We start from the raw sequence: 24,000 nt of genomic DNA on the forward strand, positions 1-24,000 counted from the left end.
CAAACACTTCAGGCGCATCGCCACTCGCTTCGACAAGCTCGCCAGGAACTTCCTCGCAGCCGTCGCTCTCGCCTCAACCCGCCTCTGGACCCGGTATTTATGAGTCCACTACCTAGATCAGTCTTCCTTCTTCTTGTTGTCCTGGTGGCAGGCGCCGCACATCTTCGCGGTCTTGTCGAACTGGGCGCGCACGGTGGCGAGATCGCCCGACTGGCCGGCCGAGGCCAGCATGGTGGCTTCGGCCTTCAGGTCGTCGGCATGCTTGGTGAACGCGTCCCAGTTTTCCCAGATGTTCGGCAGGGCCGCGGTCTTGCCCTGATCGGAGCCCTTGGGGAACAGCGAGGGGATGAGGCCGGCGACCTCGACGATCTTGTTGGCCGGCGCCACCACGTCCGCGGCGTTGCCGCCGGCGTCGATGATGCCTTTGATCGCCTTCAGGCTCTTGCCCATTTCCTTCATATCGGCCTGGCGCGTCTTGATGACGTCGTCCGCTGCCCAGGCGGCAACCCCGCCCACCGTTAGGGCAGCAACAGCGCACACGGCCTTGGCCCAGGCCGTTTTCTTCAACCTTGTCATTGCGACTCCCTTGCTGACGGGTGATTGGAGGCGCGATTATGCGGTCTCCGTTAACCGGCCGCATTGGTCTTAGGACCCTGTTCACGGCCTTGTGAGAAATGGTTAGGCTGAAACAATAGCGTCACGGAACGGTCACTTTTTCGAACTGGGGCATGACCATAAGGTCGCGCCGGGGAAATCAGGCTCGTTGATTTCATGGCGGTGGAAACAGAACTTAAGTTGCTCCTGCCGCCGGACACGGCTGCCGGAATCCTCCGCCGACCGGCGCTGCGGAGCCTGCTCGCACCCGCCGAGGCGGTCGCGACAGCCGAACCCGCCGCGAACGCGGGCGTCGAGCCGGAGCCCGAACCCAGTCTCGCCGGCCTGCATCGCGCGCGGCTGGAATCCACCTATTACGACACCGCCGATCAATGGCTGTCCGGCCAGCGCATGGCCTTGCGCGTCCGCAAAATCGGCCGCAAAAGGATCCAGACCCTGAAAGCCCCGGCCCCGGGTCCCGGCGGCCTGCAGAATTTCCAGGAGATCGAGGCCGAGATCGACAGCGACCGGCCGCAGCTCTCGGCCGTCACCGACCCGAAGCTCGCCCGCAAGCTCGAGCGCGAGAACATCTGGCGGCGGCTGCGCCCGATCTTCGAGACGCGGTTTCAGCGTTCGGCCTTCCTGACCGAGCGCGGCAGCTCGATGATCGAGGTGGCGGTTGACCTCGGCACCATCACCGCCGGCGGGCGGCGCCTGCCGATCGCGGAAATCGAGCTCGAGCTGAAATCCGGCGACCCCGCCGCGCTCTACGACCTCGCCGAGCAGCTGGCGCTGCAACTGGCCGAGGAGGTGCCGGTCCGGCTCGGCGCCGAGACCAAGGCGGCCCGCGGCTATGCCCTGGCGGATGGCCGCGATCCGGAGCCGCACAAGGCGCAGCCGATCACCCTCTCGCCCGAGCTTTCGACCGAAGAGGCCTTCGTCGCCATCGTCAACAACTGCCTCGACCAGCTCCGCGCCAACGAGGAGGCGGTGCTCTCGACCGAGGATGACGAGGCGATCCACCAGTTCCGCGTGGCGCTGCGCCGCCTTCGCGCAATCGTCAGCGCCTTTCGCGACCTGGTGGACGACGACGTCCAGGCCATGATCTCGATCGACCTCCGGTGGATGCAGCGCCAGTTCGGTCCGGCCCGCGATCTCGACGTGCTGATCGCCGAGACGCTGCAGCCGATCCATAACCGGCTCCGTGCGCAACCGGCGTTCGAGCAGCTGATGGAGACCGCCGAGACCGCGCGGGCCGAGGCGCGGCGGGCGGCGCATCTCGCGATCGAGAACCCGCGCTATGTCGCGATGCTGATCCAGCTCTATCGCCAGCTCCATTCCGGCGACTGGCGCCGCGCCTCGGCGCGGGCGCGGCTGGGCGCCCCGGTCGGCGATTTCGCACGGCCTTTGCTGCAATCGCGGCACAAGCGGCTGATGCGGCTCGGCGGCCGCTACGATCTGCTGCCGGAGCCCGAGCTGCATCGGCTGCGGATCCTGGCGAAGAAGATGCGCTACGCCGCCGAGGCCTTTCACTCGCTGTTCAAGCCCAAGCCGACCAAGAAATACATCGCGTCGCTGACCGCGATCCAGGACAGCCTCGGTTCCTTGAACGATGCCTTCGTCAGCCGCCAGGTCCTGAGTGCACTGGCGCAACGCCTGATGGTCGACCGCGGCATGGCGGCGGCTGACGCCAATCTGCTGCAAGGCCTGGTGCTCGGCTGGCAGACCGCGCGAATCGACCGCGACCTCGCTGGCTTCGAGGGTGTGTGGAAGAGCTTCGCCGATGAAAAACGCTTCTGGAATGACGCGAAGGGCTAGATGCCTCTAGTCCAGATCGCGCGGCCGCATGAAGGCGAGCAGCTTCCCGCTGCCCGTCGGCAGATCGCTCCACCGCGCGACGTCGAAGCCCAGCACTGCTATCGCCGCGGTCGGAAACTTGCCGTGCATATTGGCCAAGGCCTTGGCATCGCCGCTGCCGGCGAGCAGGGCGGCAAGACTGCCGATGCCGGGATTGTGGCCGAGCAGCAGGACCGTCGCCGCCGTTGCCGGCACCTTGTTGATCTCGGTCAGCATCTCCCGGGGCGGCGCCAGATAGAGCGCCCGCGCATACTCGATCACCGCGTCGGCCGGCAGGCTCGGCTTCATCAGATCCAGCGTCTCGCGGGTCCGCTGCGCGGTCGAGCAAAGCACGACATCGGGCCGATAGCCCTGGCCTGCCAGCCAGGCACCCATCTGCGGTGCCGCCTTGCGGCCGCGGCCACTCAATGGCCGGTCGGCATCCTTCTGGTGCGGATCGCCCCAGGCCGACTTGGCATGGCGCATCAGAATCAGCGTCTTCATGGCCGCGAGACTAGCACAGTGACGCGGAGGGGCTACTCCGCGCTCACCATGTTGCGCTCATGTGTCACGCCGGACGGCCGGCGCAGGGCCGGGCGGGCGCGCCGCTTCCGGAGCCAGATCACCCCTCCCGGTGAGCGAAAGCATGGCGACGCCGAGGCCCATGGCGGAGATCAGGATGCGGCCGGGGATACTGAAGATGCGGCCCGAATGCACCGGGAACTGCATCTGGATGAAGAGATCGCCGGCGGTGCCGCGCCAGGGAATCCAGTCGCCGATATAGCGCCCGTCGGCGCTGTCGAAATAGAGGATGTCGGAGCCGAGGCCGGGATCATGCTCGCCGCCGGGACGGTCACCGGATCGAAGAAGACGTGGTTGTAGCCGGTCTCGTAGAGGTCCTGGGTCTCCGGGTTGAAGCGCGGCTCGACCCCCAAGGGCAGGCTGTGGCCGGCCTCGGGATGCAGCGGCACATAGGTGACGTAAGATTGGGGCTCGTCCGCCGCCAGCTTCTCGGCCAGGACCAGCGGGTCGAGGAAGGGGCCGCGGCCCCCGTTGGACCACCGGCGCCTCGACCAGATGCGGGTTGATGAGCTCGGCGAACTCGTGATCCCATGAGATTACCGCGCCGGTCAGGCCGGAGACGAAGAGAAAGGCGGCGATCGTCAGCCCGACCCAGCGATGGAGGATGACGAAGATCCGCCACAGCATGGCCATGGCCTCCTGCGATGCTGATAACCGTCTGATTTCAAGCCCATATTCTCGCTTCCGTTCGGTCGGTAATCGGGTGCGATTTTAGAGCAATTAAGAATCATTCGTAATCTGAAGGAACGATAAGTCCCGAAGGTGACAGTTTTGTTGAGGCCGGGCGGAAATTAACGATGCGGGATGAATTGACCAATTAAATGTCTTAGCTTCGACAGGACCATAGGGCCGGGGCGCGAGACCGGCGGAGGAGCAGCAGTGGCCGATACGGCGATCAAGGAATTGGACGAGCAGAAGCAGCCGGCGAACGATGCGGGTGCCTATCAGGGCGAGCTCAGCCGCTTCGTGAACCGGGAGCTTTCCTGGCTCGCCTTCAACGAGCGGGTCCTGGAAGAAGCGGGGAACAAGAACCACCCGCTGCTGGAACGCCTGCGCTTCCTCTCGATCTCGGCCAACAACCTCGACGAGTTCTTCATGGTGCGCGTCGCCGGCCTGCGCGGCCAGGTGCGCGCCAACGTCTCCGCGGTCAGCGCCGACGGGTTGACCCCGCGCCAGCAGCTGGCGGCGATCAACCAGCGCAGCGGCGAGCTGATGCGCGACCAGCAGACTCATTGGCGCACGCTCCGCCAGGAGCTGCGCGACAACGGACTCTATGTGGTCGATGTCGCCGAAATCTCGGCGGCGGAGAAGGAATGGCTCGACAGCTATTTCCTCGACCAGATCTTCCCGGTGCTGACGCCGATGGCGATCGACCCGGCGCATCCCTTCCCGTTCATCCCGAACCAGGGATTTGCGATGGTGATGCAGCTGAAGAACACCTCCGACGGCAAGATGATGAAGGCGCTGATCCCGGTGCCGAACCAGCTGCCGCGCTTCATCCGCTTTCCCGGCATCGATCCAAAGAATGTCCGCTTCCTCACCCTGGAAGCCCTGGTGGGCCTCTATCTCCACCGCTTGTTCCCCGGTTACGAGCTGGTCGACCACGGCTATTTCCGGCTGATCCGCGACAGCGAGATCGAGGTGATGGAAGAGGCGGAAGACCTGGTCCGCCTGTTCGAGACCGCGCTCAAAGCCAGGCGCCTCGGCTCGGTCATCCGCCTCGAAGTCAATGCCGAGATGCCGGAGGACCTGCTGGCCGAGATCATCGACGAGCTCGATGCCAGCCGCGAGGACGTGTTCCTGCTGGACGGCATCATCGGTCTCCCGGCCACTTCGAAGCTGATCATCGACGAGCGGCCGGACTTGAAGTTCCAGCCGTTCAACCCGCGCTTCCCGGAGCGGATCCGCGACATGAAGGGCGACTGCTTCGCCGCCATCCGCCAGAAGGACATCGTCGTCCATCACCCGTTCGAGAGCTTCGACGTCGTGGTGCAGTTCATCCTCCAGGCGGCGCGCGACCCGAACGTGGTCGCGATCAAGCAGACGCTCTACCGCACCTCGGAAGACTCGCCCATCGTCAAGGCGCTGATCGAGGCGGCGGAGGCCGGCAAGTCGGTCACCGCCCTGGTCGAGCTCAAAGCCCGCTTCGACGAGGCCGCCAACATCCGCTGGGCCCGCGACCTGGAGCGGGTCGGCGTGCAGGTGGTCTATGGCTTCGTGCAGCTGAAGACCCATGCCAAGGTCTCGATGGTGATGCGCCGCGAGGGCGCCAACTTGAGGACCTATGTGCATTACGGCACCGGCAACTACCACCCGATCACCGCCAAGGTCTATACCGACCTGAGCTTCTTCACGGCCGATCCAGGCCTGTGTCACGATGCCGCGCGCATCTTCAACTACATGACCGGCTATGCCCGTCCCGAGGGCACCGAGAAGGTCGCCTTCGCGCCGATGACCCTGCGTCCCACGCTGCTGAAGCTGATCGACGACGAGATCGAGCATGCCAAGGCGGGGCGCCCGGCGAACATCTGGGGCAAGGTCAACTCCCTGGTCGATCCCGGCATCATCGACGCGCTCTACAAGGCGAGTGGCTTCGGCGTGAAGGTGCACCTGGTGGTGCGCGGCATCTGCTGTCTCCGCCCCGGCGTGCCCGGCATGTCGGAGAATATCCGGGTGAAGAGCATCGTCGGGCGCTTCCTGGAGCATTCGCGCATCGTTTGCTTCGGCGCCGGCCATGCGCTGCCCTCGCGCAACGCCAAGGTCTTCATCTCCTCGGCCGACTGGATGCCGCGCAACCTCGACCGCCGACTCGAGCTGCTGGTCCCGATCGAGAACCCGACCGTGCACCAGCAGATCCTCGACCAGATCATGGTCGCGAACCTGAAGGACAATCTGCAAAGCTGGGAGATGGACCAGAGCGGCGAGTATCGCCGGCTGAGCCCGCCGGAAGGCAAGGAGGGCTTCAGTGCCCATACCTACTTCATGACCAATCCAAGCTTGTCAGGGCGCGGCTCCGCGCTTAAGAAGCAGAAGAAAGCACCAAAGCTCGACCTGCTGCAGAAGGCTTAAAGTTTGACTGCATCGCTTCGGAAAGCCGCGGCTGCTGCCCGGGCGGCGCGGCCCGGCCGCGTGGCCGTGATCGACATCGGCTCCAACTCGCTCCGACTCGTCGTCTTCGACAAGCGATCGCGCTGCCCCGTGCCGGTCTTCAACGAGAAGGCCCAGCCCGGGCTCGGCAAGGGCCTGGAGAAAACCGGCCAGCTCAATCCGGACGGCGTCAAGGCGGCCCTGGTCAACATCGCCCGCTTCGTCACCATGGCGGAGGCGATGGGGGTCGAGGAGATCGACATGCTGGCGACCGCGGCCGTGCGCGATGCCGGCGACGGCAAGGCCTTCACCGCCGAGATCGAGAAGAAGACCGGCCGCAAGGTCCGGATCGTCAGCGGCGAGGAAGAGGCGCGTCTTTCTGCGATGGGCGTCATTGCCGGCGTGCCGGAGGCCGATGGGCTGATGGGCGATCTCGGCGGCGGCAGCCTGGAGCTGGTTGCGATCAACAAGGGCAAGATCGGCCATCATGTGACCTTGCCGCTGGGGCCGCTGCGGCTGGTGGAAGCGACCGGCGGCGATCTCGACGCCGCGCAGAAGCTGATCGACAAGCAGCTGGAGAAGCTGGACTGGCTGGACGAGGTCAAGGGCAAGACGCTCTACCCGGTCGGCGGCACCTGGCGCGGCTTCGCCCGCATCCACATGGAGCAGAACGACTACCCGCTGCGGGTCATCCACGAATACCGGATGCAGCGCCGCGAAGCCGAGGACCTGGCCAAGCTCTTGAGCCGCCTCGGCAAGCGTTCGCTGGCCGACATCGCCGGCGTCTCGCGCCGCCGCATGGAGACTCTGCCCCTGGGCGTGCTGGTGCTCGAGCGCCTGCTGAAGCTGACCAAGCCCAGCCTCATTCTCTTCTCGGCCTATGGCCTGCGCGAAGGCTTCCTGTTCAGCCGCCTGGACGAGGAGGCGCAGAGCGCCGATCCGCTGCTGGTCGGCTGCGCCGATCTCGCCGGCGCGGAAGGGCGCTTCGGCCAGGTGATGGACCAGCTCGACGACTGGCTGCTGCCGCTGTTCCGGAGCGAAGGCCATGCCCGCGCGAGATTGCGCGAGGCGGCCTGCATCCTCTCCGACATCGCCTGGCGGGAGCACCCGGATTACCGCGCCGAGCACGCCTTCATGCGGGCGCTGCGCCTGCCGGTCGCCGGCATCACCCATGCGGAGCGCGTGACCCTGGCGCTGATCCTGGCGATCCGCTACGGCGGGTCGGCCGATGCGGCGGAGTTCGATCCGGTCCGGCATCTGCTGACCGAAGACGACATGGCCTTCGCCGCCCGGGTCGGCGCCACGATCCGGCTGGCCTATGCCTTGAGCGGCGGCACCGAGCATATGCTGGGCCTGACCTCGATCGAGAAATCCAGCGCGCGACTGACCCTGCATCTGCCGAAGGGCGGCGAGGCGCTGTTCGGCGAGGCGATCCAGCGCCGCCTCGATGCGGCGGGGCGCGCCTTCGGCCTGGCGACCGCGATCGCCTGATCCCTACTGCGGGTGCTCCGCGCGATAGACGGTCCAGGGCAGGCCGGAGAGTCCCCATTGCGGGAAGGAGGCCTCTTTCCGGTAGATCTTCGGGCAGCCGACGATCGAGGTGTCGAGCGTCTCCGGCATCTCGGCATCGAGTGAGCTCGAGAGCAGCCATTCCGGTTGCTTGGCGCAGATCTCCTGGGTCGGCACATAGGTGAGCGGCAGGTCGAAGCGCGCCGCGAAGAACTCGACGATCGGCCGGTTGCGGACGTCCTGATCCGAGGTGACCAGCACCGGCCCGGCGCCGGCGATCATCTTCATGACCGTGGCGGACTGATCGCGGCCGTCGCGCAGCAGCCGCGACACGTCAGCAAGATTGCCGATCGCGATCGCGAGCAGCAGCGCCGCGCCCAGCAATCGCAGGACCGCGCCACGGGCCCAGGCCGCGGCGAAGAGATCGGCCAGCACCAGCAGGAAGACCACCGCCGAGGCGAGGTAATAGCGCGGGAAATGGATGTTGGGCAGCCGCGCGATGAACATCGCCAGCGGCAGCACCACCAGGAAGATGAAGGTGAGTGCCGCGAAATTCGGCGACCGGCGGCGCGCCAAGAGCAGCCCGAGCGCGCAGACCCCCGCGCCGATCAGCAGCGCAACCCAGTCCGGCGCGGCATCGGGCAGGCCCAGCAGGAGATGCAGCATCCCGCCATAGCCGGCGACGAATCCCGCGGCGGTGAAGGGATCGGTGCCGGCGATGCGGTAGCCCTCGGCATGCAGCACCGCATAGGTGATGAGTGCCGCCACCGGGATCAGCAGCCTAACGGTCCAGGAGAAAGTGGCCTCGGTTGCCACGATCAGTCGGCGAAGGGCGGCGAAGTCCGGCTTGGCGGCGGGCCGGTTCATCCAGACGCTCCAGAGGATCAGGCCGCAGATGCCGCCGAGCGCGATCGGCTGGAACAGGACGGCGGCCAGGTTGACGAAACCCAGCCGGCGCCGGTCGCGGAGCGAGCCCGCCGTGGCGCTTTCGGTCAGCAGGATCGCCAGCAGGGTCATCAGGATGAGGCCGGCATAGCCGCGCGCCTCCGAGCCGTAGTTCACCATCGGATAGCTGACGGCGAAGAGGATCATCGCGCAGAACATGCCGGCAACACCCGTGCGGCACAGCGCCAGGCCGGCGGCGGCGACCGTGGCGACGCCGAGTGCGATCGAGAAGGCACGCTGCAGCAGGACCGGCGCATCGGCGCCGACGACCCAGAGCCAGAGCGTGTTGAGATAGTGGTTGTTGTCGACCGCGAGGCCCCAGAAAACGTCGTGGCGCGCCTTCACCTCGTCGATCAGCTTCAAGCTCCAGAGCTCGTCGAGCCAGAGATCGCCGTCGGCGCCGAGGATCCGCAGGATCAGTGCGGCGAGCAGGATCGCGCCGGCCGCGATCGCGATCCGCGTCGAAATCCGGAAGGGCAGGACGAAGCGAGAGTCGGCGGAACCAGCACTCTCGCTCAAGGGGTCAGACCTCGATGATCTTGACGCGCTTGCCGGCCGCCGTCAGGGCGAGCTTGCCGTGCTTGAGGTTCAAGGCCTCGGCGCCGAACAGCTCGCGGCGCCAGCCGCTCAGGGCCTGCACGTCGGCATTGTCGTCGGCGGCGATCAGCTCGAGGTCGCTGCTGTTGGCGACCAGCTTCTGCGCCACTTCATGCTGGTCGCAGCGGGTCTTCAGGAGCACGCGGAGGAGATCGATCAGCGGCCCCAGTCCCGGCGGCACTTCCGGCCGGGCCTCGAGCTTCGGGCATTCGCTCTCGGGCGTGTCGATGCCGCGCTTCACCGCCTCCAGGATCGCCTCGCCCATGCGGCCTTCGGCGAAGCTCTTGGAAAGCCCGCGGCAGCGCGAGAGCGCATCGGCATCGCGCGGCGGATGGGCGGCGATCTCGACCAGGGTCTCGTCCTTGAGGAGGCGGCTCCTGGGCACGTCGCGGGTCTGCGCCTCGCGCTCGCGCCAGGCGGCGATCTCGCGCAGGACCGCGAGGAAGCGCGGCTTGTCGGAGCGGGTCTTCAGGCGCATCCAGGATTTCATTGGATCGACGGTATAGGTCGAAGGCGATTCCAGGATCGCCATTTCGTCGGCCAGCCATTGCATGCGGCCGGTTGATTCCAGCTTCTTCTTCAGCTTCTCGTAGATCACCTGGAGGTGCGTCACGTCGTCGAGCGCATAGGCGATCTGCCGGTCGGTCAGCGGCCGCTGCGACCAGTCGGTGAAGCGGGAGAGCTTGTCCACGCGGGCATTGGCGAGCTTCCCGCAAAGCGTCTCGTAGCTGGCGGAGTCGCCGAAGCCGGCCGCCATCGCCATCACCTGGCTGTCGGCGATCGGGGCGGGGACTTCGCCCATCAGGTGGTAGAAGATTTCCAAGTCCTGCCGCGCGGCGTGGAAGACCTTCACCACGTTCCGGTTCTTCAGCAGCTCCAGCAGGGGGGCGAGGTCCAGGCCCTCGGCCAGGCTGTCGATGGCGGCGGCCTCATGCGGCGAAGCGACCTGGATCAGACAGAGCTGCGGCCAGAAGGTCTTGTCGCGCAGGAACTCGGTGTCGATGGTGATGTAAGGCTCTTTCACGAGCCGGCTGCAAAGCGCTGCCAGGCTTGCGGAATCGGCGATCAGGACCCCGCCGTGGGGCTTTTGCGATACGTTCATGGCGCAAGCTATAACCCCTTTTGGCGGGGGCTGAAAGCCGCCTGGGCGGATACCCGTCCTGCGGGCCGAAACCCTTGACAAAGCGCGGTTTCCCGTCTCTTTTGCGCCCCGATTCCAGCGATTTTCCCGTTCAGAAGGACTTCAGCCATGCATCCCTACCGCACCCATACCTGCGGCGCGCTCCGCGCCGCCGATTCGGGGTCCGTGGTGCGGGTCTCGGGCTGGGTCCATCGCAAGCGCGACCACGGCAACCTGGTCTTCATCGATCTGCGCGACCATTACGGCCTGATCCAGTGCGTGCTCGACATTTCGAGCCCGCTGTTCAAGGTGGTCGAGCCGACCAAGCTCGAGAGCGTCGTCACCATCACCGGCAAGGTGGTGAAGCGGACGGCCGAGACCATCAACCCCAAGCTCCCGACCGGCGAGATCGAGATCCAGGTCCAGGACTTCCAGCTGCAGTCGGCGGCGGACCAGCTGCCGATCCAGGTCAATAGCGACGAGGATGCCGGCGAGGAATTCCGCCTGCGCTACCGCTTCCTCGATCTCCGCCGCGAGCGGGTGCACAAGAACATCCTGCTGCGCGCCAACGTGATCGCCTCGATCCGCCGCCGCATGGTGGCTGCCGGCTTCACCGAGTTCCAAACCCCGATCCTGACCTCGTCCTCGCCGGAAGGGGCGCGCGACTATCTGGTGCCTTCGCGCAACCATCCGGGCAAGTTCTACGCCCTGCCGCAGGCACCGCAGCAGTTCAAGCAACTCCTCATGGTCGCGGGCTTCGACCGCTATTTCCAGATCGCGCCCTGCTTCCGCGACGAGGACGGCCGCGCGGACCGCTCACCCGGCGAGTTCTACCAGCTCGATTTCGAGATGAGCTACGTGACGCAGGACGACGTCTTCAACACCATCGAGCCGGTGCTGCATGCGGTGTTCGAGGAATTCGCCGGCGACCGCACCGTCTCGCCGCTGCCGTTCCGCCGCATTCCCTTCGTGGAATCCATGCTGCGCTACGGCTCGGACAAGCCGGATCTCCGCAACCCGATCCTGATCTCGGACGTCTCCGAAGTCTTCCGCGGCTCCGGCTTCGGCATCTTCGCGAAGGCGGTCGAGGGCGGCTCGGTGGTGCGCGCGGTTCCCGCGCCGGGTGCGGGCGGAAAGCCGCGCTCCTTCTTCGACAAGTTCAACGACTGGGCCAAGGAGCAGGGGGCCGCGGGCCTCGGCTACGTGATCTTCGAGGCCGGCGGCGGCAAGGGCCCGATCGCCAAGAACCTCGACGAGGCGCGGATCGCCCAGCTCAAACAAGCGACCGGCTGCAAGGACGGCGATGCGGTGTTCTTCGCCTGCGACAAGAAGGCGGTGGCCGAGAAGTTCGCCGGCGCGGTCCGCACCAAGCTCGGCGAGGACCTGGCGCTGATCAACGCCAAGCATTTCGAGTTCTGCTGGATCGTCGACTTCCCGATGTACGAGTATAACGAGGACCTGAAGAAGATCGACTTCAGCCACAATCCCTTCTCGATGCCGCAGGGCGGGCTGAAGGCGCTGAACGAGCAGGACCCGCTCACCATCAACGCCTATCAGTACGACATCGTCTGCAACGGCGTGGAGCTCTCGTCGGGCGCGATCCGGAACCATCTGCCGGAGATCATGTACAAGGCCTTCGAGATCGCCGGCTATCCCGCCAGCGAAGTGGAGAACAAGTTCGGCGGCATGCTGAACGCGTTCAAGTTCGGCGCACCCCCGCATGGCGGCTCGGCGCCGGGCATCGACCGCATCGTCATGCTGTTGGCCGAAGAGAAGAACATCCGTGAAGTGATCGCCTTCCCCTTGAACCAGCGCGCGGAAGACCTGCTGATGCAGGCGCCGGCGGAGGTGCCGTCCGCTCGGCTCAAGGAGCTCCACCTGAAGCTCGATTTGCCTTTGGTTAAAAAGTAAGACAGACTCCGGCTTCCTCGAGCGGCCGACAAGAGCCGCCGGGCACTGGGATCGGCTTTCTGGCGGATCAACGGCGACAGACAGGATCGATGTCGAATCCTTTCGACGACGGCTTCACAATGCCCGCCGAGTGGGCGAACCACGCGCGCTGCTGGATGGCCTGGCCGGCCCGGGACGAAGCCTGGGGCGACCATATCGAGGCTGCGCGCGAGGCGGCGGCGGAGATCGCCAACACCGTCGCGCAGTTCGAGCCGGTCAGCATGGTGGTGAAGCCGAAGAACGTGGCCGAGGTCTCGCTGCTGACCAAGACCGGCGTCAGCCAGGTCTCGGTGCCGCATGACGATTGCTGGATCCGCGACATGGGTCCGGTCTTCGTCACCAGCGCCGAGAAGCAGGTCGCCGGCATCGACTGGAACTTCAACGGCTGGGGCCATCGCTATCCGGAATACGACCGCGACAACGCGGTTGCCGAGCAGATCCTCGAGAGCCTGACGATGCGCCGCTATGACGGCGACCTGGTGCTGGAAGGCGGCGCGCTGCATGTCGATGGCGCGGGCACCCTGCTGGTGACCGAGGCGGTGCTGCTGAATCCCAACCGCAACCCGGACAAGACCCGCGAGCAGATCGAGGAGTCACTGATCCGTCATCTCGGCGTGAAGCAGGTGATCTGGCTTGGCGAGGGACTGCAGGACGATTTCGGCGGCGGGCATGTGCAGAATCTCGCGCGCTTCGTGAAGCCGGGCACGGTGCTGGCGCTCACTTGCAGCGACAGCGCCGACCCCAATCATCGGGTCCTTGCCGACAATCTGGCGCGATTGAAGGCCGCGAAGGACGCGGCGGGCCGCGACCTCGAGATCATCGAGATCGAGCAGCCGCGGCCGCAATTCGACGCCGAAGGCCGGCGGCTGGCGCTCTCCTATGTGAACTTCTACCTGCCGAACGACGCCGTCATCCTGCCCGCCTATGAGGACGGGGCGGCGGACAAGAAGGCCTATGACACCATCGCCAAGCTCTTCCCCAAGCGCGAGGTGGTTCAAGTCCCGGTGATCGAGCTGGCCTATGGCGGCGGCGGGATTCATTCGATCTGCCTGCCGCAGCCGGCCGGGAACGCAGCCTCGGCCTAGGGGAAACCTTTAGGGAAAACTCTGCGTGGCGCTGCCTTCGGCGAGCGTGTCGCCGTTGGCGTCCAGGGCCTCGACCAGGAATTCGTATTCATGCGAGCCCGAGGGCGGACAGGGGCCGTTATAGCCGTCGGTCAGCGCGCCCGCCGGAATGACGCCGGAGGCATCGGCGGCGACCGTGCCGCCGCCATGCCGCCAGCTCCGCTTGTCGTTGTCGCGGAGCCGCACCTTGAACTGCGTGGTGCCGGCCGGCGCATTGCCGATCTTCAGCTCCGGCGATTTCCGGGAGCACTTGTCAGCCGAGCCGAACTTGAAGGAGACGGTCAGATCGTCCGCAGCGGCGCCCGCCGCGGGCAGGAGAAGGGCGGCCAGCAGGATGGCCCCGGAACGCGATATCGATAGCATGTTCGCTCCCTCGGTCGTCGTCCCCGCCAGCACGCTAGGACCGGGTGCCGCAAAGCACAAGCGTGGGCGGCTTTCCCTTCGAAGTGTGATGGGCGTATCATTCGGGCGGTCTTGCAACCAGCCGGGGGGCTCGTTCATGCAGGAACACGACGAGATGCAGGGGGTGTTGCTGAACCTCCTGGCCCAGGTCCAACGCAACCTTTCGCCCGAGCAGATGGACGAGGTCGATCGCCTCGTCACCGCCGGCAGCCACGCCCAGGCCGTGGAGACGGTCTGCCGCTTCTCCCATGACGGACGGCATCCCTTGCCCATGCATACCCGGGCGATGGTGTTCAAGCTGGCCGACCGGCTCGGGATGGATCCGGCGCGGCTCGGGTTGATGGATTAGTTGGCGCCGGCGACGATGCCGGCTTGCACTTCGGCGATCGCCTGATCGACCAGGCCGATCGCTTTCACACGATGGCCGGCCTTGTCGGGCTGGGCGGTCTCCAGCTCGGCCTTGGAATTACGCAGGGCCTTCAGCGCCGCCTGCATATGCGGCTGTGCAGCCAGCGCGAAACCGGCGGCGAATGATGCCGCCATCCCGACGCCGGCACCGATAAGCATGAGACGCGTGGACTTGGTCATGGCGGGCTCCCCGTTGCTCTGAGCGACGCACGTATCTTAGCGGGCTTCTTCAGCCGATGGATGTCAAGGAGCCGTGAAATTTGTAACGGACTGTGTCAGGCCGCCCGCTGCGCGCTGCCCGCGGGCGCTTCGCCGGCGGTGGTGGTGCGGTAGAGCAGGCGCCGATGGCCGTCATAATCGTTGACCGCGAGATGCATCAGGCAGCGGTTGTCCCACATGGTGAGGGTCTTCGGCGACCAGCGGAAGCGGCAGCAGAACTCTGCCCGCACATTATGCTGATGCAGATAGTCGAGGATGGGTTTGGATTCCGCTTGCGTCATGCCTTCGAAGCGCTGGGTGTAGACCGGGTTGACGAAGAGCGCCTTGCGGCCGGTGACGGGATGCACGCGCACCACCGGGTGCAGCACCTCGCGGTCGGCGCTGGGATCGTTGCGCACCATCTGGATCGACTTCGAGACCGGCACGTCGGGGTTGGGGCCGATCGTGCCATGCGGCCAGCCGGTATGGACCGCGCGCAAGGGATCGAGCAGCGCCTTCATTCCGTCGGAGAGCGCCGCATAGGCGAGATATTGGCTGGCCCAGATCGTGTCGCCGCCGACCGGCGGGATCTCGACCGAATAGAGCAGGGTCGCCGCGGGCGGCTCGGCCAGGAAGGAGAAGTCGCTGTGCCAGGTGCCGCCGAAGGTGGAGATCTTCTGCTCCGACGCTTCCTTCAGCACGGCGATGACGTCGGGATGCGAGGCGACGCCCTGCACATAGGGCACGCGCAGCACGCTGCCGAACTTCCGCGTGACGGCGAGCTGGTCGTCGAGCGACAGGTCCTGGTCGCGGATGAACAGCACCGAATGCCGGGTGAAAGCCTGCTGGATTTCGGAGATCTCGCCGGCGCCGGCGGTCCGGAGGTCGACGCCGCGGATCTCGGCGCCGAGGTCGGGGGTGACGGGGGTGATGTTCATGGGTTTGCTCGCATTGGATCTTTCTGATGCGTCCATTCTGGCAAACACCACGGCTGCATCAACCCCCTCCCTAGCCCTCCCCCGATCTCGGGGGAGGGAGTCTTTGCCGCAAAAGAAGAGCCCCCCTCTTTGCAGAGGGAGGCAGTTTCAGGGACGCGAGGGAGAGGCTTTGATCAGGCGGCGCGGGTGGTGCCGCTCCAGCGGCCGATTTCGCGGTCGATGCGGGCGGCGAGTTGCGGCGTGACCGGGGTGAGCGGCAGACGGACTTCCGGGCTGTCGATCAGACCCTGGCGGTAGAGCCAGTATTTGACCGGCGCCGGACTCGGCTCGGTGAACAGCAGCCGCGGCAGGTCGGAGAGGTCGTGCCAGAGCTTGAGTGCCGTCCGGGTGTCGCCGTCGTCGCGATGCGCGGCGTGGATCGCTGCGAAGCGCTCGGTCTCGACATGAGCGGACGCCAGGATGCCGCCGTCGGCGCCCTGGGCGAGTGCCACGTGGAATTGCGCATCCTCGCCGCACATGACCGCGAACCCCGCGGGCTTGCGGCGGATCAGGTCAAGACTCTGCGCCGGATCGGTGCAGCAATCCTTGATGCCGATGATGGTCGGGATCTCGGCTAGGCGCAGCAAGGTGTCGTTGGCGAGATTGACGCCGGTGCGATAGGGGATGTTGTAGATCATCACCGGCCGTTCCGCCGCCTCGGCCAACGCGGCGAAATGCTGGTAGAGACCCTCCTGCGAGGGCCGCACATAGGACGGGCAGGAGATCAGATAGCCCGCGACCGGCCAGTGTCCGATGCGGCGTAACTGCAGCTCCAGCTTGCGGGTGTCGCTGCCGGAGAGGCCGAGATAGATCGGCAACAGGTCGCCCAACTCGTCGGCGGCGATGGCGGCAAGGCGCTCCATCTCGCGCTCGTCCAAGAGCGGGCCCTCGCCGGTGGTGGCGGCCACCACCAGCCCGTCGACCGGACGGGCGGAGACGTGGCGCAGCAGGCGTTTCAGCGATACTTCATCGAGCGCGCCGTCCTTCATCGGCGTGACCAGCGGCAACCAGACGCCGCGGATTTCCGAGCGGGTGGAATCCGAAACCACCCGCTGGCTACTGGGTGGGATCTCGATTGCTGTGTTCTGGTCTCGCATGGCGCTCTCCTCGGTTTGGGTCTGGTCGAACCGCCGGGAGAGTGGGGCAAACAAAAACCCCGCTCGATCCGGCGGGGTTCTCACTGGTCCTGCTATGTCTGCGTTTTTAGCGCAGGCAGCATCCAGCGGCCCCCGGGGAGGGTCGCTTTTGCCACATAACGCAGGTGTGCCGCAGATCGCTCATGGCCCCAGTATCGGGGCGCTGCGACATTCTGTCAAGGAAGCTGCCCGAAATTTCGGGGGAATTGCGGCGAGGCCGGGATCACCTCACGGAAACTTTGCTCGGCGCGGGCGGTTCTTTCCGCTTTGATCGGATCTTCATCGGGTCCGCTTTGATCGGATCTTCATCGGGGAGGCCATGATGCGTGGGACGATCCTTGCGGCCTTGGCGGCTTTGCTCGTTGCCCAACCTGCAGCAGCCGAGAGCATCAATGCCGGCGGCCGCGATTCCAGCGCGACCCGGCCCTTCGCGGTCAATGCGGTCGCCGAGTTCGACACGCCCTGGGCGATCTCCTTCCTGCCCGATGGGCGGATGCTGGTCACCGAGAAGCCGGGCCGGATCTTCCTGGTGACTCAAAGCGGCGAGAAGACCCCGATCAGCGGCCTGCCCGAGGTCGTAGCCGCCGGCCAGATCGGCCTGCTCGACATCGCGGCGGCGCCGGATTTCGCGGCGAGCCGGCGGATCTACTTCACCTATACCGAGGAGGCCGAGGGTGACACCCGCCTGGTGCTGGCGCGCGCGACCTTGGCTGGCGCGCAGCTCTCCGACGTGGATGCGATCTGGCGCCAGACGCCGGTCGGCGGGCGCGGCCATCCGGGCGGCATCATCGCCTTCGACCCCGCGGGCCGCCATCTCTTCCTCACCGTCGGCGAGCGCCAGCTGGGGAAGCCCGCGCAGGACCCGCAGCAGGCGCGCGGCAAGCTGCTGCGTCTCAATCTCGACGGCTCGACGCCGGCGGACAATCCGAATGCCGCGCAGGGCGGCGTGCCGGCCCAGACCTGGACGCTCGGACACCGCAATCCTTATGGCCTCGCTTTCGCGCCCGATGGGAAGCTGTGGCTGCATGAGATGGGCCCGCGCGGCGGCGATGAGTTCAACTTGATCGAGGCCGGCAAGAACTACGGCTGGCCGATCGTCTCCAACGGCGACAACTACGACGGCTCGAAGATCCCGCGCCACGCGACCCGGCCGGAATTCGCGGCGCCCTTGCTGTACTGGAATCCGATCATCGCGCCGGCCGGGCTCGTCTTCTACGAAGGCGAGATGTTCCCGGATTGGCGCGGCTCCGCCCTGATCGGCGGTCTCGGCGTCGGCGCCCTGCTGCGCATCGCCTTCGCGGATGGCCAGCCGGACGAGGCGGAGCGCTGGGACATGGGTGCCAGGATCCGCGATGTCGCCATCGGCCCCGATGGCGCGCTCTGGATCATTGAAGACGACAATCCCGGCCGGTTGCTGCGGCTGACGCCAACGAAGTGACCAATACTACTCCGGATTGTGCGCGCGGAAGCCGCGAGATAGGATCGATCCGGGCTGTTGCGGGAATCATCCCGCGTCGCCCGTTGGGATCCGGTGATGGAAAGCTTCGTCATTACTTGCGGCAGCTTGTGGCTGGCGATAGCGGTTCTCACCGGCTGGATCGCCAGCCGCAAGGGGATGAGCGGTCCGCTCTATTTCCTGTTCGGCATCATGGCCGGGGGCATGCTGTTTGCCTTGGTCGGGGTGGTGGGCGGTGTGGCGGGTGGCGCCTTTGCCCTGCTGTTCACCCTGTTCCAGCCGAACGCCGCCTGAATCAGCCGCCATCCTCCTGACAAATCCTGTCACGCTGCTGCTGTAGGCTCGCCGTCTTTGCAGTCAGGGGAAGTCTAATGACCGAACGCATGCTCTATGTCGGGCCGCTCAGCTTGTTCTCGCGCAAGGTGGAGATCGCGCTCCGCGAGAAGGGCCTGCTCTATGCGCGCGAACTGGTGCCGTTCACGCAGGCGAAGGGCTACAGCCCGAAGCATCCGGCGGTCGCCGCGGCCAACCCGCTGAAGAAGGTGCCGGTGCTGGTCGAGGGCGACCTCACGCTGTTCGATTCCACGGTGATCCTGGAATATCTCGAGGACGCCTATCCGGAGCCGCCGCTCTATCCCAAGGGTGCGAAGGCGCGGGCGAAATGCCGACTGGTGGAGCTCGAAGCCGACGAGATCCTGTTCGCGCCGGTGCGCAACCTGCTCTATCGCACCGAGCCGCCGCTCGCCGACGGCGCCCGCCAGGCGGCGCGGGAAGAGGCGGGGATCCAGGCCGATGCCGAAATCGACCGGCAATTCGCCGGACTGGATCAAAGGCTGGCGGCGCGCGACTATTTCTGCGGTGCGTTCAGCGCCGCCGACATCGGCATGTTCATGACCGTGCTGTTCACCCAGCGCCTCAAGGGCCCGCGCGTTTCCGGCCATCCGCGGCTCGCGTCCTGGTATGGGCTGATGCTGAACCGGCCGTCCTGCGCCAAGGCCGCGGAGGAGATCGCCGCGGCGGATCGGGAATTGTCGCCGGACCTGAGGTAACGCCCCGGCTACTCCGCAGCCGTCATCGCTTCTTCATCGGCGAGCTTGGCGATAGTGCCATGACCGATGCCGTCCTCGATGAAGCCGCCCGACTGGCGGTGCCAGAGGCGGGCATAGGCGCCGTTCTTCTGCAGCAGCTCGGCATGGGTGCCGGCTTCGACGATGCGGCCCTGGTCCAAAACGATCAGGCGGTCCATCCGCGCGATGGTGGAGAGGCGGTGGGCGATGGCGATCACCGTGCGGCCTTCCATCAGTCCCGCGAGCTGTTCCTGGATCGCGGCCTCGACCTCGCTGTCGAGGGCGGAGGTCGCTTCGTCCAGCACCAAGATCGGCGCGTTCTTCAGGATCACCCGGGCGATGGCGATCCGCTGGCGCTGGCCGCCGGAGAGTTTCACGCCGCGCTCGCCGACATGGGCTTCGAAAGCCTTGCGGCCCTGCCAGTCTTCCAGCTTCTCGATGAAGTCCAGCGCATGCGACTGCCGCGCGGCCTCGATCACCTCGGCCTCGGTCGCCGAGGGGCGGCCGTAGCGGATGTTGTCCAGGATCGAGCGGTGCAGCAGCGAGGTGTCCTGCGTCACCACCGCGATCTTGGCGCGGAGACTTTCTTGCGTGACGCCCGCGATGTCCTGGCCGTCGATCCGGATGCGGCCTTCCTCGACGTTGTAGAAACGGAGCAGCAGGTTCACCAGCGTGGACTTGCCGGCGCCGGACGGCCCGACCAGGCCGACCCGCTCGCCCGGCTTGATAACGAGATCGATGCCCTTCAGCAGGCCGCGCTTGGTGCCGTAGCCGAAGCGCACCTGCTCGAAGCGGACCTCGCCCTGGCTGACCTTGAGCGCGCTGGCGCTGTCGGGATCGGCCATCTGGCGCGGCACGGCGATCGATTTCATGCCGTCCTGCACCACGCCGACATTCTCGAAGATCGCCGTCACGTTCTGCGCCACCCAGCCGGCGATGTTGGAGATCTGCCAGGTCAAGGGCAAGGCCATGGCGACCGCGCCGACGTCGATCGCGCCCTGGACCCAGAGCCGGATCGCGATCGTGCCGGTGCCGACCACCATGAGCGCGTTCAAGGTCACGAGCGTCAGCGAGAAGCGGGTGATCATCCGCTGCTGGCGGTGGAAGGCTTCGGTATGCTCGTCGACCGCGGCCTGAACGAAGGCATCTTCGTCGCGTGGCCGGGCAAACAGCTTCACGGTCAGGATGTTGGTGTAGCTGTCGACGATCCGTCCGGTCAGCGCCGAGCGCACCTCCGACATCTCGCGCGAGCGTTCGCGCAGCCGCGGCACGAAATAGCGCAGCATGCAGGCATAGGCGACGAACCAGCAGGCCATCGGGATGGCGAGCCGGAGATCGTTCGATGCGGTCAGGAAGATGGCGCTGCCGCCATAGACGAAGATGTACCAGACCGCGTTGGTGCCGGCGACGACCGACTCCCGCAAGGCCGGACCGGTCTGCATCACCCGGTTGGCGATGCGGCCGGCGAAATCGTTCTGGAAGAAGGTCCAGCTCTGCCGCACCACATGCCAATGGCTCTGCCAGCGGATCACGTTGGTGAGGCCGGGGGCGATCGCCTGGTTGGTGAGGAGATTCTGCAGCAGCAGCACGGCCGGTCGCGCGATCAGCAGCACGCAGGCCATCAGGATCAGTTGGTGCCAGTGGTCGCGCAGCATCTCCTCCGGCGACATGGTGGAGATGAGTTTCACCAGCCGGCCGATGAAGACCGGGATCGTGGTGTCCAATGCCGCGACCATGAAGCCGACGATGAACAGCGCCACCACCAGCCCCTTCGCCTGCTTGGCGAAATGCCAATAGAAGGCGCCGAGCCCGTCGGGCGGCACCGCGTCGGGCGGCAGCTTGGTCGGCTGTAACAGGCTTTCGAAGAAACGGAATACGGCCATTGGCCTGATTTCAATAAGGGTTGCGGGCAGGCGAAGTTTCATGGCGCTGCAACCGGTCGGTTGCAGCGGTGGAAATCGTTCTACGGCGCGAGGGCCAGAGACTACGCGCTTTCCCGAGTCGCCAGGGTTGCGGAAGACGCGGGGTGGGGGTGCAGCCAGCGGGACGGTTGGTGATGGTTTTCGGCCGAGAGGGTTGATCGCGCAGAGTTAATCCGCGACCGGGTCCAACACCGCGGTTGCCGCAATGGGCGCGCTGTCCTTCTTTTCCGAGCGCATGTGCTTGGCCAGGTAGTCGATGAAGGCACGCAGCGACGGCAGCATCCCGCGTTGGCTCAGATAGACTGCCTGGACCGTGGCGGAAGGCTTGCTCCATTCCGGCAAGAGCGGTGTGAAGCAGCCGGTCTTGATCTCCTCGCGGCAATAGAGCTCGGGCAGGAAGGAAAGGCCGATGTGATTGAGCACGGCGTCGCGCAGCACCGCGAAATGATCGGCGGCGAGGCGTGGCGTCAGAACCAAGTCATGCGTCTCGCCGCGCTGGTTCTCCAGCCGCCAGCGCACCAGGCCGTCGGTATTGGCCATACCGACGATCGGCAGCGTCTCGAGGTCGCTGGGCTGCTTCGGCTTGGCATGGCGCTTCAGGAAACGCGGGGTTGCAACCAGGCTGGCATCGGCGACGCCGAAGCGGCGGGTGACCAGATGCGGGTCCTCGTCACCGGGCCTGCGCACCCGAAGCGCCAGGTCGAAGCCGTCCTCGGCGAGATCGACGCGCCGGCTGGTGACGATCAGGTTCAGGCGGATCTTCGGATATTTGGCGAGGAAGCCCGGGATGATCGGGGAGAGGTCGCGGTCGGCGATGCCGAGCGGGGCCGCGACCTTGAGGAGGCCGCTGGGTTCGCTCTTCAGGCTCTCCGCGGCGTCCTCGGCGGCGTCGGCGGAAACCAGCAGGTCGCGGCAATGCTGGTAGTACATCCGCCCGGCCTCGGTCAGGGTGACGCTGCGGGTGGTGCGGTTCAGCAGCCGCATGCCGAGCCGGGCCTCGAGCTGGGCGATGTGGCGGGAGAGCCGGGATTTCGGGATCCTGAGCGCGCCCGCGGCCGCGGAAAACCCGCCATGCTCCACCACCTTGGCGAAGAAATAGAGCTCGTTGAGGTCGCGCATCTGGCCGAGTTCCCGGGCGATTGTCCCATGGATGGAACAATGCGTTCCGATCCCACCGGCTAATTCTAAGCCCCTCCCGAGGCTATCTCCAAGTCACGGCGGATGGCCGCCTCTGGACCCTGAAGGGGGAGAAGAACCATGAAGATTCTGCATCTGGATTCGAGCGTGCTCGACGAGAACTCGGCGTCGCGGGCGCTGACCGCGAAGGTTGCCGCGGCCTGGAAGAGCGCAAATCCCCAGGCCGTGGTCCGGCACCGCGATCTCGGCGCGCAGGCGCCGCAGCATCTTTCGCCGAGCTATTTCGCGATCGGCGCTACGCCGGAGGACCAGCGCTCGGCGCAGCAGGTCTCGGAGCTGAAGCTCTCGGATGCGCTGATCGAGGAGTTCCTGGCGGCGGATGGGCTGATCATCGGCGCGCCACTCTACAACTTCACCATTCCTTCCGGGCTCAAGGCCTGGTTCGACCGCGTCCTGGTCGCCGGCAAGACCTTCAAATATTCGGCGGAAGGCCCGGTGGGCCTGGCCGGCGAAAAGAAGGTGGTGATCGTCGCGACCTCCGGCGGCAAGTATGAGGGCACCCCGGTCGATGCAGCGCATGTCGGTCATCTCACGACCGTGCTCGGCTTCGTCGGGATCAAGGACGTCACCGTGGTGCGCGCGGCGGGCCTCAACATGGGGCCGGAAAGCCGCGCGGCGGCGGTGGCTGCGGCAGAAGCGCAGATCGCGGCGCTGTTCGCCGGCGAACCGGCGACGGTCGCGGCCTAATCTTCTCTCAGGTCATGCGCGCCCCCGGACTTGATCCGGGGGTGACCCACGCATCTCTCTCCGAGTGTCACGCGGAATGAGATTGCCGGGTCCACGGAAGCGAATGTCCGCATTCGCGGACCGGGCCCGGCAATGACGAATCAAGGCTCAACCCGCCGCGAACACCCTTGCGCCCGAGAACGTCAGCGACACCTCGGTGCCCGGCGTCAGCAGCAGTTGGCGCGCAGTGTCGTGGGGCAGGTCCGCCTCGATTTGGGTCTTGGTGTCTCTGCGCTGCAATTCCACCCGGATGCCGGGGCCGGCGGTGAAGACGTGGCGGATGATCGCCGGCAAGCCCGGCTCGTCCGGCGCGCGCAAGGTGATGTCGTGCGGGCGGACGTAAGCGAGACCGGGGAGATCGCGGGCCGAGGGGAATTCCGGCGCGGCGACGACCAGCGGCCCGACGCGAGCATGGCCTTCCTGGATGCGGCAGTCGAAGCGATTCACGTTGCCCATGAACTCGTAGACGAAAGCGGTCTCCGGGCGGTGATAGACGTCGTCCGGCGTGCCGACCTGCTCGATCTTGCCCTCGCTCATCACGGCGACGCGGTCGGCGAGCTCGAGCGCTTCCTCCTGGTCGTGGGTGACGAAGACGCTGGTGAGATTCATCTCGTCATGCAGGCGGCGCAGCCAGCGGCGCAGCTCCTTGCGCACCTTCGCGTCCAGGGCGCCGAATGGCTCGTCCAGCAGCAGCACCGAAGGCTCGATGGCGAGCGCGCGCGCCAGGGCGACGCGCTGGCGCTGACCGCCGGAGAGCTGGCTCGGGAAACGCTGGCCCATATGCTCGAGCTGCACCAGGTGAAGCAACTCGTCGACACGTCGCTTGATCTCGGTCGGGTTCGGGCGCGTCTCGGCCGGGCGCACCTTCAGGCCGAAGGCGACATTCTCCGAGACCGTCATGTGGCGGAACAGGGCGTAATGCTGGAACACGAAGCCGACCTTGCGCTCGCGCAAGGCGACGCCGCTCACATCCGCTGCGTCAAAGCGGATCTCGCCGCCGTCCTGGTTGTCGAGCCCGGCCATGATGCGGAGCAGGGTGGTCTTGCCGGAACCCGAAGGCCCGAGCAAGGCCATGAACTCGCCGCGCTCGATCGTGAGGCTTACGCCCTTGAGGGCCTGGAAATTGTTGAAGGTCTTGGTGATGTTGCGGGCTTCGAGACTCATCTG

Annotated in this window: 22 protein-coding genes and 1 pseudogene; 11 read left to right on the plus strand and 12 right to left on the minus strand. The window is 66.2% G+C overall.

Annotated elements, in window-relative coordinates:
- Positions 1-103, plus strand: a pseudogene (locus tag ACH2CY_RS17600) (IS5/IS1182 family transposase); the annotation flags it as partial.
- A 14-nt stretch (positions 104-117) separates the two neighbouring features.
- On the opposite strand, the gene ACH2CY_RS17605 reads toward ACH2CY_RS17600, so the two are convergent.
- Positions 118-576 carry a c-type cytochrome gene (locus tag ACH2CY_RS17605; RefSeq protein WP_395020621.1) on the minus strand — a complete coding sequence of 153 codons (459 nt, stop codon included), beginning with the start codon at positions 574-576 and terminating at the stop codon, positions 118-120.
- Between the two features lie 219 nt (positions 577-795).
- Between ACH2CY_RS17605 and ACH2CY_RS17610 the strand changes: the two genes are divergently transcribed.
- Positions 796-2,412 (plus strand): CHAD domain-containing protein, encoded by a 1,617-nt coding sequence (locus tag ACH2CY_RS17610; RefSeq protein WP_395020622.1) that lies wholly within the window; start codon positions 796-798, stop codon positions 2,410-2,412.
- 6 nt (positions 2,413-2,418) lie between these two features.
- Here ACH2CY_RS17610 and ACH2CY_RS17615 read toward each other — a convergent pair whose 3' ends face one another.
- Together ACH2CY_RS17615 and ACH2CY_RS17620 are read right to left on the minus strand one after the other, a co-directional pair.
- Positions 2,419-2,934: a SixA phosphatase family protein gene (locus tag ACH2CY_RS17615; protein ID WP_395020623.1), complete on the minus strand. Its 516-nt coding sequence runs from the start codon at positions 2,932-2,934 to the stop codon at positions 2,419-2,421.
- Positions 2,935-2,991: 57 nt separating this feature from the next.
- On the minus strand, positions 2,992-3,645 hold the full coding sequence (locus ACH2CY_RS17620) for a PepSY domain-containing protein (protein WP_395020624.1): 654 nt from the start codon (positions 3,643-3,645) through the stop codon (positions 2,992-2,994).
- 270 nt (positions 3,646-3,915) lie between these two features.
- On the opposite strand from ACH2CY_RS17620, the gene ACH2CY_RS17625 reads away from it, so the two are divergent.
- Both ACH2CY_RS17625 and ACH2CY_RS17630 read left to right on the plus strand, forming a co-directional pair.
- A complete protein-coding gene (locus ACH2CY_RS17625; RefSeq protein ID WP_395020732.1) occupies positions 3,916-6,081 on the plus strand; it encodes an RNA degradosome polyphosphate kinase in 2,166 nt (721 codons plus the stop codon).
- 3 nt (positions 6,082-6,084) lie between these two features.
- Positions 6,085-7,590: a Ppx/GppA family phosphatase gene (locus ACH2CY_RS17630; protein WP_395020625.1), complete on the plus strand. Its 1,506-nt coding sequence runs from the start codon at positions 6,085-6,087 to the stop codon at positions 7,588-7,590.
- A 3-nt stretch (positions 7,591-7,593) separates the two neighbouring features.
- Here ACH2CY_RS17630 and ACH2CY_RS17635 read toward each other — a convergent pair whose 3' ends face one another.
- The gene (locus ACH2CY_RS17635; protein WP_395020626.1) at positions 7,594-9,072 is read right to left on the minus strand and encodes a hypothetical protein; all 1,479 of its coding nucleotides are present in this window, start codon (positions 9,070-9,072) and stop codon (positions 7,594-7,596) included.
- Between the two features lie 4 nt (positions 9,073-9,076).
- Positions 9,077-10,252, minus strand: a complete 1,176-nt coding sequence (gene rnd, locus ACH2CY_RS17640; protein ID WP_395020627.1) for a ribonuclease D — start codon at positions 10,250-10,252, stop codon at positions 9,077-9,079.
- Positions 10,253-10,399: 147 nt separating this feature from the next.
- On the opposite strand from rnd, the gene aspS reads away from it, so the two are divergent.
- Entirely contained in the window at positions 10,400-12,181 is a 1,782-nt protein-coding gene (gene aspS, locus ACH2CY_RS17645) for an aspartate--tRNA ligase (protein ID WP_395020628.1), read from the plus strand.
- 89 nt (positions 12,182-12,270) lie between these two features.
- The gene (locus tag ACH2CY_RS17650; RefSeq protein ID WP_395020629.1) at positions 12,271-13,305 is read left to right on the plus strand and encodes an agmatine/peptidylarginine deiminase; all 1,035 of its coding nucleotides are present in this window, start codon (positions 12,271-12,273) and stop codon (positions 13,303-13,305) included.
- A 9-nt stretch (positions 13,306-13,314) separates the two neighbouring features.
- Here ACH2CY_RS17650 and ACH2CY_RS17655 read toward each other — a convergent pair whose 3' ends face one another.
- Entirely contained in the window at positions 13,315-13,707 is a 393-nt protein-coding gene (locus ACH2CY_RS17655) for a hypothetical protein (protein WP_395020630.1), read from the minus strand.
- A 136-nt stretch (positions 13,708-13,843) separates the two neighbouring features.
- Between ACH2CY_RS17655 and ACH2CY_RS17660 the strand changes: the two genes are divergently transcribed.
- Positions 13,844-14,095 carry a hypothetical protein gene (locus ACH2CY_RS17660; protein ID WP_395020631.1) on the plus strand — a complete coding sequence of 84 codons (252 nt, stop codon included), beginning with the start codon at positions 13,844-13,846 and terminating at the stop codon, positions 14,093-14,095.
- On the opposite strand, the gene ACH2CY_RS17665 is transcribed toward ACH2CY_RS17660, so the two are convergent.
- From ACH2CY_RS17665 to dapA, 3 genes are all read right to left on the minus strand, one after another.
- Complete coding sequence (locus tag ACH2CY_RS17665) at positions 14,092-14,334, minus strand: hypothetical protein (RefSeq protein ID WP_395020632.1); 243 nt, start codon at positions 14,332-14,334, stop codon at positions 14,092-14,094. The genes ACH2CY_RS17660 and ACH2CY_RS17665 overlap by 4 nt on opposite strands.
- Before the next feature lie 95 nt (positions 14,335-14,429).
- On the minus strand, positions 14,430-15,290 hold the full coding sequence (locus ACH2CY_RS17670; protein WP_395020633.1) for a TauD/TfdA dioxygenase family protein: 861 nt from the start codon (positions 15,288-15,290) through the stop codon (positions 14,430-14,432).
- Between the two features lie 173 nt (positions 15,291-15,463).
- Positions 15,464-16,426: a 4-hydroxy-tetrahydrodipicolinate synthase gene (dapA, locus tag ACH2CY_RS17675; RefSeq protein WP_395020634.1), complete on the minus strand. Its 963-nt coding sequence runs from the start codon at positions 16,424-16,426 to the stop codon at positions 15,464-15,466.
- Positions 16,427-16,787: 361 nt separating this feature from the next.
- Between dapA and ACH2CY_RS17680 the strand changes: the two genes are divergently transcribed.
- The 3 genes from ACH2CY_RS17680 (at position 16,788) to ACH2CY_RS17690 (ending at position 18,970) form a co-directional block, all read left to right on the plus strand.
- Positions 16,788-17,903 carry a PQQ-dependent sugar dehydrogenase gene (locus ACH2CY_RS17680; protein ID WP_395020635.1) on the plus strand — a complete coding sequence of 372 codons (1,116 nt, stop codon included), beginning with the start codon at positions 16,788-16,790 and terminating at the stop codon, positions 17,901-17,903.
- 96 nt (positions 17,904-17,999) lie between these two features.
- Positions 18,000-18,215: a hypothetical protein gene (locus ACH2CY_RS17685; RefSeq protein WP_395020636.1), complete on the plus strand. Its 216-nt coding sequence runs from the start codon at positions 18,000-18,002 to the stop codon at positions 18,213-18,215.
- A gap of 77 nt (positions 18,216-18,292) precedes the next feature.
- Complete coding sequence (locus ACH2CY_RS17690) at positions 18,293-18,970, plus strand: glutathione S-transferase family protein (RefSeq protein ID WP_395020637.1); 678 nt, start codon at positions 18,293-18,295, stop codon at positions 18,968-18,970.
- An 8-nt stretch (positions 18,971-18,978) separates the two neighbouring features.
- On the opposite strand, the gene ACH2CY_RS17695 is transcribed toward ACH2CY_RS17690, so the two are convergent.
- Both ACH2CY_RS17695 and ACH2CY_RS17700 read right to left on the minus strand, forming a co-directional pair.
- On the minus strand, positions 18,979-20,871 hold the full coding sequence (locus tag ACH2CY_RS17695; RefSeq protein ID WP_395020638.1) for an ABC transporter ATP-binding protein: 1,893 nt from the start codon (positions 20,869-20,871) through the stop codon (positions 18,979-18,981).
- Positions 20,872-21,078: 207 nt separating this feature from the next.
- Entirely contained in the window at positions 21,079-22,029 is a 951-nt protein-coding gene (locus ACH2CY_RS17700) for a LysR substrate-binding domain-containing protein (protein WP_395020639.1), read from the minus strand.
- Positions 22,030-22,167: 138 nt separating this feature from the next.
- Between ACH2CY_RS17700 and ACH2CY_RS17705 the strand changes: the two genes are divergently transcribed.
- Positions 22,168-22,794, plus strand: coding sequence for an FMN-dependent NADH-azoreductase (locus ACH2CY_RS17705; protein WP_395020640.1), 627 nt, complete (start codon positions 22,168-22,170; stop codon positions 22,792-22,794).
- Between the two features lie 147 nt (positions 22,795-22,941).
- Here the strand turns inward: ACH2CY_RS17705 and ACH2CY_RS17710 are convergent, their stop codons facing one another.
- Positions 22,942-23,997, minus strand: coding sequence for a sulfate/molybdate ABC transporter ATP-binding protein (locus tag ACH2CY_RS17710; RefSeq protein ID WP_395020641.1), 1,056 nt, complete (start codon positions 23,995-23,997; stop codon positions 22,942-22,944).
- Between the last annotated feature and the right edge of the window lie 3 nt (positions 23,998-24,000).

The organism is Dongia sp., assembly GCF_041905885.1.
Classification (GTDB): Bacteria; Pseudomonadota; Alphaproteobacteria; order Dongiales; family Dongiaceae; genus Dongia.